General features: G+C 60.2%; 11 protein-coding genes and 1 pseudogene. 6 read left to right on the forward strand and 6 right to left on the reverse strand.

Annotated elements, in window-relative coordinates; genetic code table 11:
* Positions 1 to 169 precede the first annotated feature (169 nt).
* The gene (ppk2, locus tag AXG89_RS17535) at positions 170 to 1,066 is read left to right on the forward strand and encodes a polyphosphate kinase 2 (protein ID WP_062003145.1); all 897 of its coding nucleotides are present in this window, start codon (positions 170 to 172) and stop codon (positions 1,064 to 1,066) included.
* Between the two features lie 7 nt (positions 1,067 to 1,073).
* Here ppk2 and AXG89_RS17540 read toward each other — a convergent pair whose 3' ends face one another.
* The 5 genes from AXG89_RS17540 to AXG89_RS17560 form a co-directional block, all read right to left on the reverse strand.
* Complete coding sequence (locus tag AXG89_RS17540; RefSeq protein WP_143325573.1) at positions 1,074 to 1,307, reverse strand: hypothetical protein; 234 nt, start codon at positions 1,305 to 1,307, stop codon at positions 1,074 to 1,076.
* A gap of 102 nt (positions 1,308 to 1,409) precedes the next feature.
* A complete protein-coding gene (locus tag AXG89_RS17545; RefSeq protein ID WP_062171241.1) occupies positions 1,410 to 2,948 on the reverse strand; it encodes an efflux transporter outer membrane subunit in 1,539 nt (512 codons plus the stop codon).
* Positions 2,949 to 2,959: 11 nt separating this feature from the next.
* Entirely contained in the window at positions 2,960 to 6,154 is a 3,195-nt protein-coding gene (locus AXG89_RS17550; protein ID WP_062171243.1) for an efflux RND transporter permease subunit, read from the reverse strand.
* A 118-nt stretch (positions 6,155 to 6,272) separates the two neighbouring features.
* The gene (locus tag AXG89_RS17555) at positions 6,273 to 7,457 is read right to left on the reverse strand and encodes an efflux RND transporter periplasmic adaptor subunit (RefSeq protein ID WP_062171245.1); all 1,185 of its coding nucleotides are present in this window, start codon (positions 7,455 to 7,457) and stop codon (positions 6,273 to 6,275) included.
* 39 nt (positions 7,458 to 7,496) lie between these two features.
* Positions 7,497 to 8,360: an alpha/beta hydrolase gene (locus AXG89_RS17560; RefSeq protein WP_082771495.1), complete on the reverse strand. Its 864-nt coding sequence runs from the start codon at positions 8,358 to 8,360 to the stop codon at positions 7,497 to 7,499.
* Between the two features lie 207 nt (positions 8,361 to 8,567).
* Here AXG89_RS17560 and AXG89_RS17565 point away from each other — a divergent pair.
* From AXG89_RS17565 to AXG89_RS44160, 3 genes and pseudogenes are all read left to right on the forward strand, one after another.
* Positions 8,568 to 9,497: pseudogene (locus tag AXG89_RS17565) on the forward strand (LysR family transcriptional regulator); the annotation flags it as partial.
* 438 nt (positions 9,498 to 9,935) lie between these two features.
* Complete coding sequence (locus AXG89_RS17570) at positions 9,936 to 10,289, forward strand: DUF4148 domain-containing protein (RefSeq protein ID WP_062171247.1); 354 nt, start codon at positions 9,936 to 9,938, stop codon at positions 10,287 to 10,289.
* A 48-nt stretch (positions 10,290 to 10,337) separates the two neighbouring features.
* Positions 10,338 to 10,466 (forward strand): hypothetical protein, encoded by a 129-nt coding sequence (locus tag AXG89_RS44160; RefSeq protein ID WP_256701155.1) that lies wholly within the window; start codon positions 10,338 to 10,340, stop codon positions 10,464 to 10,466.
* Between the two features lie 61 nt (positions 10,467 to 10,527).
* On the opposite strand, the gene AXG89_RS17575 is transcribed toward AXG89_RS44160, so the two are convergent.
* The gene (locus tag AXG89_RS17575) at positions 10,528 to 13,083 is read right to left on the reverse strand and encodes an adenosylcobalamin-dependent ribonucleoside-diphosphate reductase (RefSeq protein ID WP_062171249.1); all 2,556 of its coding nucleotides are present in this window, start codon (positions 13,081 to 13,083) and stop codon (positions 10,528 to 10,530) included.
* Between the two features lie 243 nt (positions 13,084 to 13,326).
* On the opposite strand from AXG89_RS17575, the gene AXG89_RS17580 reads away from it, so the two are divergent.
* Complete coding sequence (locus AXG89_RS17580) at positions 13,327 to 14,616, forward strand: MFS transporter (RefSeq protein ID WP_062171251.1); 1,290 nt, start codon at positions 13,327 to 13,329, stop codon at positions 14,614 to 14,616.
* A 16-nt stretch (positions 14,617 to 14,632) separates the two neighbouring features.
* Positions 14,633 to 16,018 carry a NarK family nitrate/nitrite MFS transporter gene (locus AXG89_RS17585; protein WP_062171254.1) on the forward strand — a complete coding sequence of 462 codons (1,386 nt, stop codon included), beginning with the start codon at positions 14,633 to 14,635 and terminating at the stop codon, positions 16,016 to 16,018.
* The last annotated feature ends 2 nt before the right edge of the window (positions 16,019 to 16,020 follow it).

Raw genomic sequence — 16,020 nt, forward strand, 5'->3', positions numbered from 1 at the left:
GGGCCGATGATCCATCCGACCAATCAGCCTCCCGGAATAGCGTTTGCTGCCGTAACATTCCTGAAATCAAGCGGCCGGATAATCGTCATTGTGCAGGATTGCGTCCTGATTCCAGCGATGCCCAGCAATACCAGAACGCCGCCAACATGCCAAATCAACGGAGCTACTCATGAATTCGCAGGAAAAACAGCGCCGCTTCGAAGAAGACCTGATCGACAGCTACGACGAAGAACTGGAGATGGAAGTCGACGACCGGATTCTCGACGGCGAAGGTGCGTTTTCCGCCGAAGCGCGCGAGCAGCGCAAGGTTTATTTCCGCGAGCTGTTCCGGCTGCAAGGCGAACTCGTAAAGTTGCAGGACTGGGTGGTTGCGAGCGGACATCGTCTGGTGGTGATCTTCGAAGGCCGCGACGCCGCCGGCAAGGGCGGTGCGATCAAGCGCATTACGCAGCGGCTCAATCCCCGCGTGTGCCGCGTAGCCGCCCTGCCCGCGCCGAACAATCGCGAGCGCACGCAATGGTATTTCCAGCGTTACGTCTCGCACTTGCCGGCGGGAGGCGAGATCGTCCTGTTCGACCGCAGTTGGTACAACCGCGCGGGTGTGGAACGCGTGATGAACTTTTGCACCGACGACGAGTACGAAGAGTTCTTCCGCTCAGTGCCGGAGTTCGAAAAGATGCTGGCGAGAAGCGGTGTGCAGATCCTGAAGTACTGGTTCTCGATCACCGACGACGAGCAGGAAGTGCGCTTCCAGGCGCGCATCCAAGACCCGCTCAAGCAATGGAAACTCAGTCCGATGGATCTTGAAAGCCGCCGCCGCTGGGAGGCTTATACGCAGGCGAAGGAAGTGATGCTGGCGCGCTCGCATATTCCAGAGGCGCCGTGGTGGGTAGTGCAGGCGGTCGATAAGAAACGTGCTCGCCTCAATTGCATCAGTCATCTGTTGAGCCAGGTGCCGTACCACGAGATCGAACACCCGGCGATCGAATTGCCCGACCGTGTCTACAACGATGACTACTTGCGCCAGCCCGTGCCGGAAACCATGGTCGTTCCGGAAGTGTATTGAGGCAGGTTCAGCAGTGGCAGGTCTTCTCATGCATGGCGTGGACCTGCTGCGGCTTCTGGACGTCGCCACGGTCATGGCGATGCCTGAATACCACTTGAAATAGGTATTGCGAACTCTTCATGACCACGACGAACGTCACTTGCATCAGGTTGAAATCGAGCGTCACCATCAGGCGCATCAGGACCAACAGAGGAAGTACGACGGCAGGCCGGTAGAGTTGTCGTTCAAGTAATGCTTTCATGACGGCTCCCGTATCCATAAACAGAATTCTACGGATCGGGAGCCTCCGGATAAACCCGCTGTAATCGAAGACACTTGTCGTGCGGCTTGAACAATCGCGTTTTTATCGCGATGCCACGCTCGCGTTTGACGCGTCAGAGGCGGCAACAGCCGGCTCAGCCGATGCCACCGGCATATCGCCCCAGCCACCACCCAGCGCACGGATCAGGTTCACCGTGGACGTCGCCTGCACGCCCGCCAGTTGCACCGCAGTGCGCTGCGACTGCAGTACGGTACGCTCGGCATCGATCACATCGAGGTAATTGATTGCGCCCTCGGTGTATTGCGTGCGCGAGAGCTGCGCTGCGCGATTCGATGCGTTCACAGCCTCAGCTTGCGTCTGCGTCTGCGTTTCCAGAATGCGCAGGTCGGAGAGGTTGTCCTCTACTTCCTGGAACGCCACCAGCACCTGCTGACGGTAATTCGCCACATCCTCTTCATAGATGGCGCGTGCGTTCGCGAGGTTGCCCTTGCGACGGCCGCCATCGAAGATAGGAAGATTGAGCGCCGTACCCGCGAACGGTCCGAGCAGGAACGTACGGCTTGACCAGTTGAACAGGTCGCCGAGCGTTGCCGACTCGAACCCACCCGAACCGGTGATGTTCAGCGACGGGAAGAACGCCGACTTCGCCACGCCGATGCGCGAATTCGCTGCCGCCATAGCGCGTTCGGCTGCCGAGATATCCGGACGGCGTTCAAGCAACGACGAAGGCAAGCCCGGCGGAATCTTGATATCGACGGGCGTCAGCGGGTTGGCGGCCATGGTGAACTGCGATGCCGACTTGCCCAGCAACACGGCAAGGCTATGTTCCGATGCAGCCCGCATGCGCTGCACCGTCATGGCGTCGGACCTGGCGCTCGCAAGCTCGGAACGCGAACGTGCAACGTCGAGCTCGCTGATGTCGCCCTCTGCAAAGCGATGCTGCACGAGCTTCAGGCTTTGTTCCCGCAATGCGACCGTGCGTGCAAACACATCGTTTTCGGCATCGAGTTCGCGCAAGTTGAAGTAGTTCTGCGCAACGTCCGCTTGCAAGGCAAGTTGTACCGAGCGGAATAGCGCTTCGCTTTGCGCGGTATCGGCGTTTGCCGCTTTCACCGAATCCGATACGCGCCCAAACAGATCGACTTCGTACGATGCACTCGCCTGCGCGCGCCACAAGGTCTGCGACGGCACGTTGGTGTTCTGCGGCAGGAATTGCGACGCCGGCGACAGCCGCTCGCGCGTCGGGCCAAAACCCGCGTCGAGCGTCGGAAACAAGCCCGCCCGCGCCGTCTGGTTGATTGCACGCGATTCCGACACGCGCGCCGCTGCAGCTTTCAGGTTCTGGTTGGCATCGGCGGCCTGGCGTTCGAGGTCGTTCAGGGTGTCGTCGTTGAAGACGGTCCACCATTCGCCGCGCATCACCTGCTCCGACGGTTGCGCCGTCTTCCACGTGCCCTGCTCGGATGCGGCAAGCACCGTCTGCGATGTTTCCTTGAACGCAGCCGGCTCCTTCACGTCAGGCCTGGCATAAGTCGGTGCGAGCGAGCAGCCCGCGACGACCAGCAACGACCCGAGCAGCGCCGACAATCCCAGCCATCGTTTGATATTCAGCGTTTTCATTTCAATTTCTCTCATGCTTCGAGCGAAGCATTGACACCGCGCATGTGCGGATTGTGGCCGTGCTTGTCGACGAGATGCTCGCCGCCAGCCAGCTTTCTCAACAGCACATAAAACACCGGCGTAAGCATCAGGCCGAACAAGGTCACACCGAGCATGCCGAAGAACACCGCCACGCCCATCGCGTGACGCATCTCCGAACCGGCGCCCGACGAAATCACCAGCGGCACCACGCCCATGATGAAAGCGATCGACGTCATCAGAATCGGACGCAGACGCAGACGGCTTGCTTCAATCGCGGCTTCCACAATGGAGCGTCCCTGCATCTCCAGCTCACGCGCAAACTCGACAATCAAAATGGCGTTCTTCGCCGACAAGCCCACCAGCACCATCAAGCCAATCTGCGTGAAGATGTTGTTGTCGCCACCTGTGAGCCATACACCGACCAGCGCCGAGAGAATGCTCATGGGCACGATCAGGATCACGGCGAGCGGCAGCGTCAGGCTTTCATAGAGCGCAGCCAGCACCAGGAAAACCAGCAGCACGCTGATCGGGAACACCCACAACGCTGCATTGCCCGCGAGGATTTGCTGATACGTCAGGTCGGTCCATTCGAACTTGATGCCGCGCGGCAGCGTTTCGGCTGCGATGCGTTCCACTGCGGCTTGCGCCTGACCGGACGAATAACCCGGAGCCGGCCCACCGTTGATGTCGGCTGAGGTATAGCCGTTGTAGCGCACCACCATTTCCGGACCGTAAGTCGGCGTCACCTTCACGAGCGACGAGAGCGGCACCATTTCGCCGTTCGCATTGCGCGTCTTCAGCAAGCCGATGTCTTCCGTGTTCGCGCGGAACGGCGCATCCGCCTGCACCCGCACCTGATACACACGGCCGAAGCGGTTGAAGTCGTTCACGTACAACGAGCCGAGATACACCTGCATCGTGCTGAAAACATCGGTGACGGACACGCCCAGTTGCTTTGCCTTTACCCGGTCCAGATCCACGTTCAGTTGCGGCACGTTGATCTGATAGCTCGAGAACGTCGGGCCGAGCTCAGGCGACTGCGATGCGCGTTTGATGAACGCCTGCGTGGCGTCGTTCAATGCGGCATACCCCAGGGCGCCACGGTCTTCCAGTTGCAGCTTGAAACCACCCAACGTACCGAGACCCAGAACCGGCGGCGGCGGGAACACGGCAATGAAGGACCCCTTGATCACGGCGTACTGCTGATTCAGGGAACCCGCGATTGCACCGGCTGACAGCGCGCGGCCCTTGCGTTCGTCGAATGGCTTGAGCGTCACGAACACAACGCCGGCGCTCGACGAGTTGGTGAAGCCATTCACCGACAAACCCGGAAACTCCACCGCGCTTTGCACGCCCGGCGTCTTGCGCGCGATATCCGTCATCTGGCGGATCACAGCTTCGGTACGATCCAGCGATGCACCGTTGGGCAGTTGCGCAAAGCTGATCAGGTACTCCTTGTCCTGCGCGGGCACGAAGCCGCCCGGCACGATCTTGCCCATCATCACCGCGCCTGCAAGCAGCACGACATAAATGCCGACCATCACGGCCTTGCGGTTGATGACACCCGTCACGCCCTTGCCGTATTTCTCCGAACCGCGTTTGAAGACCTTGTTGAACTGCCGGAAGAATCCGCCGAACACGCGATCCATGCCGCGCGTGAGCCAGTCCTTCGGTTCGTCGTGGCCCTTCAGCAACATTGCTGCGAGCGCCGGCGACAAGGTAAGCGAGTTGAACGCGGAGATCACCGTCGAGATGGCGATGGTCATCGCAAACTGCTTGTAGAACTGACCTGTCAGGCCCGACATGAATGCGAGCGGCACGAACACGGCGGTCAGCGTCAGCGCAATCGCGACGATTGGCCCGCTCACCTCTCGCATTGCCTGGTAGGTCGCCTCCCGCGCCGACAAGCCGGCCTCGATATTGCGCTCGACGTTCTCCACCACCACGATCGCATCGTCGACCACGATCCCGATGGCAAGCACCATCCCGAAGAGTGACAACGCGTTGATCGAGAATCCAAACGCGAGCAACAACGAGAACGTACCGATGATCGAAACCGGAACGGCCAACAACGGAATGATCGATGCGCGCCACGTCTGCAGGAACACGATCACTACCAGCACGACCAGCGCAATGGCTTCGGCCAGCGTGTGGATCACCGCGTCGATACTCGAGCGCACGAACTGCGTCGGGTCATACACGATCTGGTATTCCACGCCCGCGGGCATGTCCGCCTGCAGTTCCTTCATGGTCTTGCGGACCGTGTCGGAGATCTGCAGCGAATTCGCGCCCGGCTGCTGGTTGATCGCCATCGCGACCGCGGTCTTGTTGTCGAGCAACGAACGCAGTCCATATTCCGATGCCGCCAGTTCAACGCGCGCCACGTCATGCAGGTACGTGACGGCGCCGTCAGGCGAAGTCTTCAGCACGATATCGCGGAATTCCTGTTCGGTCTGCAAGCGCCCCTGTGCGTTCACGTTCAACTGCAACGGCACGTTCGGCAAGGTCGGCGATGAACCGATCACACCAGCCGCCACCTGCACGTTCTGCTCGCGAATCGCGTTCACCACATCGGTCGCCGTCATGCCGCGTTGCGCGACTTTCTGCGGATCGAGCCAGATGCGCATCGAATAATCGCCCGAGCCCCAGAGCTGAACCTGCCCCACGCCCTGAATCCGCTCCAGCCGGTCCTTCACATTGATCAGCGCGTAGTTGCGCAGATACGTCATGTCGTAACGGTTATTCGGCGAGTTCAGGTGAACCACCATGGTGAGCGTCGGCGACGACTTGATCGTCGTCACGCCAAGACGCGTCACGTCTTCCGGCAAACGCGGCAACGCTTGCGACACGCGGTTCTGCACCAGTTGCTGTGCCTTGTCCGGGTCCGTGCCGAGCTTGAACGTCACCGTGATGTTCAGGTTGCCGTCGCTGTTCGCCTGCGACTGCATGTACAGCATGTCTTCCACGCCGTTGATCTGCTCTTCCAATGGCGACGCCACCGTTTCAGCAATCACCTTCGGGTTTGCGCCCGGATATTGCGCATGGACGACCACGGACGGCGGCACGACTTCCGGATACTCGGAGATCGGCAGCTTGAACATGGCGATGACACCCGCCAGCAGGATGAGCACCGACAGCACGCCCGCAAAGATCGGGCGGTCGATGAAAAACTTGGAAATGTTCATGACGATTTCTTTATAAGCATGAGAGGCTGCGCGCGCGTTTCCCGCAGCGTGTCCCGTACCGGAACTCGCCGCTGTCACGCACACCAGGAGCCACCGTTAAGCGGCTATAAAGCGCGTCTTATGAAGCTTGTTTTGTTGCCGGCGACGCACTCGCCATTGCTACCGCGTTGGGTTTCACGACATCGTTCGGACGCACGCGCTGCAGACCGTTCACCACGATCCGTTCGCCCGGCTGCAAGCCCTTCACGATCACGCGCAAACCATCGCTCTGGGTGCCGAGCGTGACTTCACGGTATTGAACGCGGCTGTCTTTATCGACGACCATGACGAATTTCTTGTCCTGGTCCGTACCGATAGCGGCATCTTCGATCAGCACTGCTGGATGCGGCGTCCCGCCGCCGACCTTGATGCGGGCATAGAGCCCCGGCAGCAGGGAACCGTCGTTGTTGTCGAAACGGGCACGCACGCGGATGGTGCCCGAGCCGGTATCCAGTTGGTTATCGACCGATGCCACCTTGCCTTCGCGCGAGAAACCATCTTCATTTGCAAGGCCGAGCGAAACCGGCACGCTTGAGCGTGAGTCGCGGCTCAGATAACGCAGGTAGGTTTGTTCATCGACATCAAACGATGCGTAGATGGGCGAGACCGAAACCAAAGTGGTCAGCAACGGCGCGCTGGAACCGGTGGAAACAATATTGCCCACCGTCATTTCCGCACGCGATACGCGACCCGACACAGGCGCCACGATATGCGTGTACGTCAGGTTGATCTTCGCGGTTTCGAGCGCCGCTTGCGCCGCCTTCAGGTTCGCCGCCGCCTCGTGCGCGGCGTTCTGCTTCTCGTCGTAATCGCGTTTGGCGATCGCATTGTCCGTGAGCAAACGCTCGGCGCGCGCCGCATCGGTCGATGTATAACCGTTGCGCGCCTGAGCCGCCGCGAGTTGCGCCGCAGCCTGGTCGACCGCCGCCACGTACGGACGCGGGTCGATCGTGAAGAGCGGATCGCCCTTCTTGACCAGCGCGCCGTCGGTGAAATGCACGGCTACGATCGTGCCGGGCACGAGCGGCCGGATATCGACTTTATCGACGGCTTCGAGGCGCCCCGAATAGTTCTGGTAGTCGGTGATGGTCTTCGAGACCACAGTGGCGACATCCACTTCCGTTGCGGGCGGCGCGGCCTGGACCGCGGCCTCGGCATTGTTGACCGGCAGGCCGAAACCGTGCATGGCAGTGTATGTGCCGATGCCTGCCACGACCAGCGTCGCCCCTAGCGCGACGGTAATTCGTTTGCGAGTGATGGACATGCGATGCTCCAATAAAGTCGTTGAGATTGTTTTAAATTTTTAGTGTGCTGCATGCGTCTTCGGCTTGGCGCGCGCGGGCCCTGGCCGCTGCGCATGATCGGTCCTATCCCGCAGCCGCTTCCTGAAGAACGCGACCACGTCGGCGAGCGCGGAGGGATCCGTGACCAGCCCGTAATGCGATGCGTCGACGTGGCGCGTCACTTCAGTCGGCACGCCCGCCGCGATCAGTTCGCCGGCGTATTTCTCGGCCTCGATATGCAACAGGTCATGCTGGGCGCTCGCGATCAATGCCGGCGGCAGTCCTGCAAGACGCCTCGATTCCAGCGGCGCCGCATACGGATGAAGCCGTTGCGAAGCATTGGGCAGATACGCCCGGTAACACTGCGCGCACTCGGACGCGCAGATGTCCGGTGACAGCACCTTGTTCTCGTCGGCCATGCGCGTCATGCTCGGGTCCAGCAAGGGCGCGAGCAACGCTTGCGCGTGGATTGCGATGTCACCGCGGTCCCGGGCAATCGCCGCAAGACACGTGGCTAAGTTGCCGCCTGCATCGTGTCCCGCCACGCCGATGCGATTTGCATCGGCCCCTTGTGCACGGGCGTTCGCCACCACCCACTGCGCCGCCCGGTATGCGTCTTCGGGCGCCGCCGGAAAAGGAAAGGCCGGCGCGAGCGAATAACCGACCGAGACGACCCACGCGGGGGTATCGCGGGCAATGGTCGTCGCTGCGATATCCGCGTCGTCGAGCGTGCCGCGAACAAACCCGCCGCCATGAAAATAAAGCACGACCGGCAGGACGGTGCCGTCCGATGCGGGGCGATAACTGCGCAAGGTTATGGGTTGCGCATGTCCCGCGATTCGAACATCCTCTATGCAGAGGCCCAGATCCAGCGTCGATGCCATGGTTATTTTCAGCGCGTCCGCGCCATCCCACCTTGATTGCGATGGGACGAATTCTGAGGTCTACGTCTTTCGAAATAAATGCCTATAATCCGGCAACACAATTCGGTCGCGCTGAACAATCACGATCAATTTGACACTGCCCATTCCTACAACATCCTCGCAGCGGCTTTATTCCATGCGCTGCAAAGATTTGACGGTGAGAGAAAAATGGACCGGCTACAAGCTATGCAGGTGTTTACAAGAGTCGTCGATACCAATAGTTTTTCGCGCGCTGCAGACACGCTGGATATGCCTCGCGCCTCGGTAACGACGATTATTCAAAACCTTGAAGCGTTTCTTAACGTGCGTCTTCTGCAACGTACGACACGACGCTTGAACCTCACGCCCGACGGTGCTGCTTACTATGAGCGCTGCGTGCGGATTCTCGCGGACATTGAAGAAACCGAGAGTTCATTCGCCAATACAGGAAAAGGTCCGCGCGGCAAATTGCGGATCGATATGCCGGGGTCGATCGGACGAATGATCGTCATGCCCCAATTATGTGAATTCCATACGCGTTATCCGGATATCGAGCTGATGATCGGATTCGGCGACAAACCGGTCGACCTGATTCAGGAAGGCGTGGACTGCGTGATTCGCGTGGGGACTTTGCAGGATTCTAGTCTTGTTGCAAGAAGGATTGGCGTTTTTCAAGGGCTGACCGCGGCGAGCCCGGATTATCTTGAACTGCATGGCGTGCCGCATACCATCGAGGAATTGCAGCAGCACACGGCGGTGAATTATTTTTCCAGCCGTACCGGCCGCGTGATGGATATGGATTTCGTCATCGATGGGAAATCCGTCGATGTGAAGATGCGTGGCGCCATCGCGGTGAACGATGCAGAGGCTTATCTGGCTTGCGGCGTGAAGGGCGTCGGGCTCGTGCAGATCGCACGATTCATGGCGCTGCCGTACCTGCGTTCGGGTGAGCTGGTCGAAGTGCTGCCGCAATGGAAGCCGTTGCCCATGCCTATTTCGGTCGTGTATCCCCATAACCGGCACTTGTCGCCCAAAGTGCGCGTGTTCGTTGACTGGGCCGCCGAATTGTTCGAGCGTTGCCCGTTGTTGTCCGGTCAGGAAGATGCGGAAGAGCGCTGCTTGCCAACAGCGACACCGCGTTCGGTTATCGTCAAGCACGGAACACCGGATGTTGCTGGAACCGCTGAAGTGGTCGTTTAAGAGCGCTTATTGAAGGGGTTTATTCGCGGGCTTTTTACGGCGAATAAACCCCTTTCTTTTGCAACGTCGCGGCGGTCGGCAATTCAATTCAGCACTTTCAACCATCCTCAGTGTAAGGGCTTAAGCCCCTATCGCACCGATAGATTTTCTCCGAAACCCCTTGGAATAAGGCGCTTTGCGATTGTTCGGATCTCGTGATTAATCAATTCGCCTAAGCATCATTTATCCCGCAGTCGCGGTTGACTACATTTCGTCCTGTCGCAGCGCGGCATCGCATTTGCCGCTGACTGCCCGTGCATCTATTCGAATGGCATCGATCTGATTCATGCCTTCGCTTGAACCGACAGGAGCATCACCGTGAAAACCGCAATCGCAGCGCTCTCGCTTTCCGCCGTATCCGCACTCGTTGCAACGACCGCCTTTGCCGATGGCGGCATCGGGCGCGCCGGAACCTATCAAACCGCAACGACGTCGCAAAGCACGATGACCCGCGAACAGGTCCGCGCCGAACTCGCCGCTTCTTATGCAAACGGAACACTGCCCGCATTGAACCGGAACACGTATCCGGATCGCAGCATGGCAGGTATCGCGATCGCCGCTCAGCACGATCAACGCGCTCGTGACGCGGCGCTCGCAGAAGAACGCAATCGTTCGATAGTCGAATTTGCCAACGGGTCCGTCACGCAAAGCGGCAAGGCACGAATCCAGTAATCGCCTTGAATGTGCATTGAATGTGCTTTGAACACACAGGAGCCGATCATGGATGATCTAGCACCGCTGGAAGACTTCTCCGCACTCGATGACTGGTTGCCCGAAGCGCAGCCGTTGTGGAAGCCGTTCAGGCCTCAGCTTGCCCGGGAAGAAGTGGCTGTAGAAGTGGAAGGTTGAAGGTGGGAAGCATTGACCGCAGACTTATGAGGTCCGCGGTCAATAAAAGACCAGGCCGGCGTTATCCGCAAGCCCCTACTTCACCGCACGCAGTACAGAAGTCGCAGCCGTCCTTGCGAATCATCGCGTTGGCGCCGCATGTCGGGCATTTACGGCCCGGGATCGGCAGCAATGCGTGAGGGTTGGCGGCATCCGCGTTCTCTTCTACAACGGTCGTGATGTCGTTGTCTTCACCAGCGGAAGCGGGCACGTCCTGCGTGGCCTGCGCCGAGTCCTTGCGGCGTTGAGCAAGCAAGCGCGACGGTACTTGTCCGCCTTCGACATCGAGAAATCCGCGCCGATGCAAAATCTGCTGGATCGCATACGCGAGCGCCGCGACTTCGGAATCGTGCCAGCGCGGTGACCTGTGTCCATCGAGATGCTCTACATCGCCCAGACGCACTTGGCCGCGATCCCATGACACCTTGCGCATGTCCTGCAAGTTGCGTGCGACAAACCCGCCACGCGCAGCAAGCGACAACGAGCGCATGGTCGCCGTGATCCACTGCTGCGATTCATCGCGCTGACCCGTTGGAATGAAGAACTCGATAGGCCGCTCGATGGTGACATCTTCACCGCCAAGCCGCCCCGTGATCTCCATGAAGGACACCGCCACGTATAGCGACTTCTTGCCCGCTTGCGTGAGGTACTCCACTTTTTCGATGATCGCCGGCAATTCACCGCGCGGCCGGTGATCGATGGCAATGCGCAACGGATCGAGTTGCACTTCCGAGTCGGCTGCATCGGATGGATCGGAAGCGACGACCGCCGGCGTCTCGGGGGTGACTGAGAGTACCGCGCCAAGGGTTTCATTGGGCCTGTAAGTGGCGAGCCCTTTCAGCCCGCGACGCCACGCATCGAAGTAGAGATCCTTGAAGGCATCGAAGGGATAATCGGCGGGGACATTGACGGTCTTCGAAATCGATGTATCCACGAACGGCTGAACCGCCGCCATCATCTCCAGATGATCGTGCGCGGACATGTCGAGCGCGCTGACGAAGTAGTCGGGCAGCGCCTTCACATCGCCCCCAAGCTCACGATACAACCGGTACGCATGATCCTCGACCGCGAACGATTGCCTGCTGCCATCGGCCATGCGCTTCGTGCGGGTATAGCTCCACGAGAACGCGGGTTCGATTCCGTTCGACGCGTTGTCCGCGAACGCAAGGCTCACGGTCCCCGTCGGTGCAATGGAAAGCAGATGGCTGTTGCGGATGCCGTCGCGGCGGATTTCATCCTTGAGGTCATCGGGAAGACGTGACGCAAAAGTGCCTGTTTCAAGGTACTTTTCTGCATTGAAGAGCGCAAACGCGCCGCGCTCACGCGCGAGATCAACCGATGCACGATACGCCTCATCGCGCATCGTCCGCGCCACGCGCGTCGCGAATTCGCGTCCCTCTTTCGAGTTGTAGCGAACACCGAGCATCACGAGCGTATCGCCGAGTCCTGTAAAACCAACGCCGATGCGCCGCTTGTCCTGCGCTTCCTTGTCCTGCTCCGGCAGCGGCCAGAGCGTCACGTCGAGCACGTCATCGAGAAAACGAACCTGCGTGCGTGTGCTCTTGGCAAGCGCATCCCAGTCGAAGACCGGCGTGCCGCCATGCCGCTGCGCGAACGGATCGCGCACGAAACGCGTCAGGTTCAGCGGCCCGAGATTGCAGCATCCATACGCGGGCAAAGGCTGCTCGCCACACGGATTTGTCGCACGAATCGTTTCCACGGCGCGCAGGTTGTTGTCGTCGTTCATGCGCGACATGAAGACCACGCCGGGCTCCGCCACGTCATAAGTCGAACGCATGATCGTGTCCCACACTTCACGCGCCTGCACCTCGCGGTACACCCACAAACCGTCGTCACGCTGATGTGAGTCGGCGGAAGCCTTGAACGCGGGCGACGGTTCCGCGCGATGCACGAGTTGCCACGACGCGTCGTCGGACACGGCCTGCATGAACTCGTCGGTCACCGCGACCGATACATTGAAGTTGTTCCAGCGCCCCTTCACATGCTTCGCCGCGATGAACTCCAGCAAGTCGGGGTGCGTGCAGTCGAGAATGCCCATCTGCGCGCCGCGTCGCGAGCCCGCGCTTTCCACGGTCCTGCACGATGCATCGAATACGTCCATATAACTGCACGGACCCGACGCCGATGAACCCGTCGAATGCACGCGCGCCCCTTTCGGCCTGATGGCGGAAAAGTTGTAACCCACGCCGCCGCCGCGCCGCATGGTTTCGGCGGCCTGCAGCAACGCCACGTAAATGCCCGGCAAGCCGTTTTCGTCGATGCCCTGAATCGCGTCGCCCACCGGCTGCACGAAGCAGTTGATGAGCGTTGCCTGGATTCCCGTCCCTGCCGCGCTCATGATGCGCCCGGCGCCCAGCGCGCCGCGCTGGAAATTCTCGAAAAACGCCGTCTCGGCCTGCTTGCGAAGCGCCTCGGGTTCCGCGAGCGCCACGCCTCGCGCGACCCGCCGAAAGATATCGTCGATCCGGGTTTCATCGCCCTTTGCGTACTTTTCCAGCATTACGTCGATGGAAAACTGCTGCGGTGAAACCGTCAGCTTCAAATCGTCTTCAGCCATGTCCTGTCCTCATGTCCAGCGGGTGGTGCGTAGTCGCGAAGTTGCGGCGTCGGGTCCGTCCCGGGTCCGTCCCGGGTCCGTCCCATATGGGTTTGGCACGGATTTACTCCGTTCGAAGTAGTGCCGCCGGCGGAGCGACATGAAGTCGCGTCATCCCATCGGCGAATGGGCGGCACGCCGCGCAATTCCTAATCTTGCAGTCGATTCCCACTACAACGCAAACTTAATCGACAGGCACGCACCATGACGGCCTCACGCAAGACTTCCGCGACTACTCCGTCCGCTTTGGCGGCAGCCGATCCGCGCGCCTGGCGCGTCCTGTGGTCGAGCACTTTCGCTTTCACCATCTGCTTCGCGATCTGGATGATGTTCGCGATTCTCGGCATTCCGCTGAAAACGCAGCTCGGCCTCTCCGATACCGAATTCGGCCTGATCGCCGCCACGCCGGTTTTGTCGGGTTCGCTTGCACGCGTGCCGCTCGGTATCTGCACGGACCGCTTCGGTGGCCGCATCGTCTTTTTCCTCACGATGCTCGCCACCGTCATTCCCATCTGGCTGCTCACCTATGCCACGCAATTCTTGCAATTCATTTCGCTGGGACTTCTGATCGGGCTCGCAGGCGCCTGTTTTTCGATCGGCACGCCTTACGTGGCGCGCTGGTTCCCCAAAGACCGCCAGGGCCTTGCAATGGGCATCTTCGGCGCCGGCAACAGCGGCGCTGCGTTGACCAAATTCGTCGCGCCGGTGCTGATCGTGAGCTTCGGCACGTGGATGATCGTGCCGAAGGTCTACGCCATTGCAATGCTGGTGACGGCCGTGGTGTTCTGGATGACTTCGGCTACCAATCCCGCACATCGCGTCGAGAATCCGCCGAGTTTCTCGAGCCAGTTGCGCGTGATGAAAGATCGCCGCGCATGGCGCTACTCGCAGTACTACTCGGTCGTGTTCGGCGGTTATGTGGGCCTCGCTCTGTGGCTGCCGCATTACTACGTCAACCACTACGGTTTTCATATCGAACAGGCGGCGCTGCTCGCTGCGTGTTTCTCGTTGCCCGGCGGCGTACTGCGCGCGGTCGGCGGATGGCTCTCGGACCGCTTCGGCGCGCAAAAAACGACGTGGGTCGTGATGTGGACCGTGCTCGCCTGCTTCTTCTTTCTAAGCTATCCCGACACCGACCTGATCGTGCAATCGGCCCGAGGCCCGCTCGCGTTCAACATCGCCATTTCTCCCACGCTGTTCACCGTGCTGATGTTCACCGTCGGCATTGCCATGGCGATCGGCAAGGCCTCGGTCTTCAAATTCGTCTCCGATGAATACATCGGCAATATCGGCGCGGTGTCCGGTGTGGTCGGGCTTGCGGGCGGTCTGGCGGGTTTCGCGCTGCCGATTCTTTTCGGCGTGCTCGCCGACCTGACCGGCGTCAGCAGCTCGTGTTTCATGCTGCTTTTCGGCGCGACGGCTGTCAGTCTCGTCTGGATGCATTTCTCTTTTCGCGCGCATGGCACGGCTGTCGAGCCACGCGCATCCACCTAACCCATCGGCTGAAACCATGTCCAACCATGTGCTGAAAAATTGGGAGCCGGAAGATCCGGCTTTCTGGAAAACACGCGGCTCGGCGATTGCGAACCGCAACCTGTGGATCTCGATCCCCGCGCTGATGCTCGCGTTCGCCGTGTGGTCGTTGTGGAGCGTCGTGGTCGTCAACCTCGACAAGGGCGGCTTCCACTTCACCAAGAACGAATTGTTCTGGCTGACCGCGTTGCCCGCGCTTTCCGGCGCCACACTGCGCATCTTCTATTCGTTTCTCGTACCCATTTTCGGCGGCCGGCGCTTTACCGCTTTCTCCACGGCCACGCTGCTGATTCCTGCTCTTGGCATGGGCTTCGCGTTGCGCGATCCGGCCACGAGCTATTCCACCATGCTCGTACTCGCGTTGCTGTGCGGGTTTGGCGGCGCGAACTTCAGCTCGTCGATGGCCAACATCAGCTTCTTTTTTCCCAAAGCCAGAAAAGGGCTGGCGACAGGACTGAACGCGGGCATCGGCAACCTGGGGGTGTCGCTGGTCCAGTTCGTGACGCCGATCGTGATCGCCACGGCCGCGTTCGCCTCCTTCGCAGGCGGCGGCCAAACCTTCGTCAAGGAAGGCGTCGAGCATGGCATCTGGCTGCAGAACGCGGGCTTCATCTGGATGCCGTTCATTATCGTTTCGTCGATTGCGGCGTGGTTCGGCATGAACGATATCGCCGACGCGAAAGCCTCTTTCGCCGATCAGGCCGTGATCTTCAAGCGCATGCACAACTGGTTGATGTGCTGGCTGTATATCGGCACGTTCGGTTCCTTCATTGGTTTCTCGGCAGGCTTCGCGCTCTTGACCAAGGCGCAATTCCCATCGATCAACCCGACCGCCTATGCGTTCCTCGGGCCGCTCGCAGGCGCGCTGACGCGTCCTGTCGGAGGATGGATCTCGGACCGCCTGGGCGGCGCGCGAGTGACGTTGTGGACGTTCGTCGGCATGATCGCCTCGGTATTCGTCGTCATTTCGTTCATGCCGGGCGCAGGATCAAGCGGCAACTTCGCCGGCTTCCTCGGCGCGTTCATCGTGTTGTTCATGCTGGCGGGTATCGGCAATGGCTCGACCTTCCGCATGATCCCGGTGATCTTCATGACCCAGCATCAGCGCGCAGCCAAAGGGCTCGACGACGCTGCCCAGCGCCAGGCGCTTCACAACGCCGCGAAGGAATCCGCGGCCGTGCTGGGCTTCTCCGCAGCAATCGGCGCGTACGGCGGCTTCTTCATTCCCAAAACCTTTGGTACGGCGCTCGACATGACCGGCTCGGCCGTTCCCGCGCTGTATGTGTTCATCGCGTTCTACGTGACGTGCGTTGCCATCACGTGGTTTTTCTATGCACGCCGCAACGCCGGCATGCCTTGCTGACG

The organism is Burkholderia sp. PAMC 26561, from assembly GCF_001557535.2.
GTDB lineage: Bacteria > Pseudomonadota > Gammaproteobacteria > Burkholderiales > Burkholderiaceae > Caballeronia.

What these genes read in the sequence shown, in the direction of transcription:
- AXG89_RS17545 (WP_062171241.1), bottom strand. Translation starts at nt 2,948, where the DNA reads ATGAAAACGCTGAATATCAAACGATGGCTGGGATTGTCGGCGCTGCTC.
- AXG89_RS17585 (WP_062171254.1), top strand. Translation starts at nt 14,633, where the DNA reads ATGTCCAACCATGTGCTGAAAAATTGGGAGCCGGAAGATCCGGCTTTC.
- AXG89_RS17540 (WP_143325573.1), bottom strand. Translation starts at nt 1,307, where the DNA reads ATGAAAGCATTACTTGAACGACAACTCTACCGGCCTGCCGTCGTACTT.
- AXG89_RS44160 (WP_256701155.1), top strand. Translation starts at nt 10,338, where the DNA reads ATGGATGATCTAGCACCGCTGGAAGACTTCTCCGCACTCGATGACTGG.
- AXG89_RS17560 (WP_082771495.1), bottom strand. Translation starts at nt 8,360, where the DNA reads ATGGCATCGACGCTGGATCTGGGCCTCTGCATAGAGGATGTTCGAATC.
- ppk2 (WP_062003145.1), top strand. Translation starts at nt 170, where the DNA reads ATGAATTCGCAGGAAAAACAGCGCCGCTTCGAAGAAGACCTGATCGAC.
- AXG89_RS17575 (WP_062171249.1), bottom strand. Translation starts at nt 13,083, where the DNA reads ATGGCTGAAGACGATTTGAAGCTGACGGTTTCACCGCAGCAGTTTTCC.
- AXG89_RS17550 (WP_062171243.1), bottom strand. Translation starts at nt 6,154, where the DNA reads ATGAACATTTCCAAGTTTTTCATCGACCGCCCGATCTTTGCGGGCGTG.
- AXG89_RS17580 (WP_062171251.1), top strand. Translation starts at nt 13,327, where the DNA reads ATGACGGCCTCACGCAAGACTTCCGCGACTACTCCGTCCGCTTTGGCG.
- AXG89_RS17555 (WP_062171245.1), bottom strand. Translation starts at nt 7,457, where the DNA reads ATGTCCATCACTCGCAAACGAATTACCGTCGCGCTAGGGGCGACGCTG.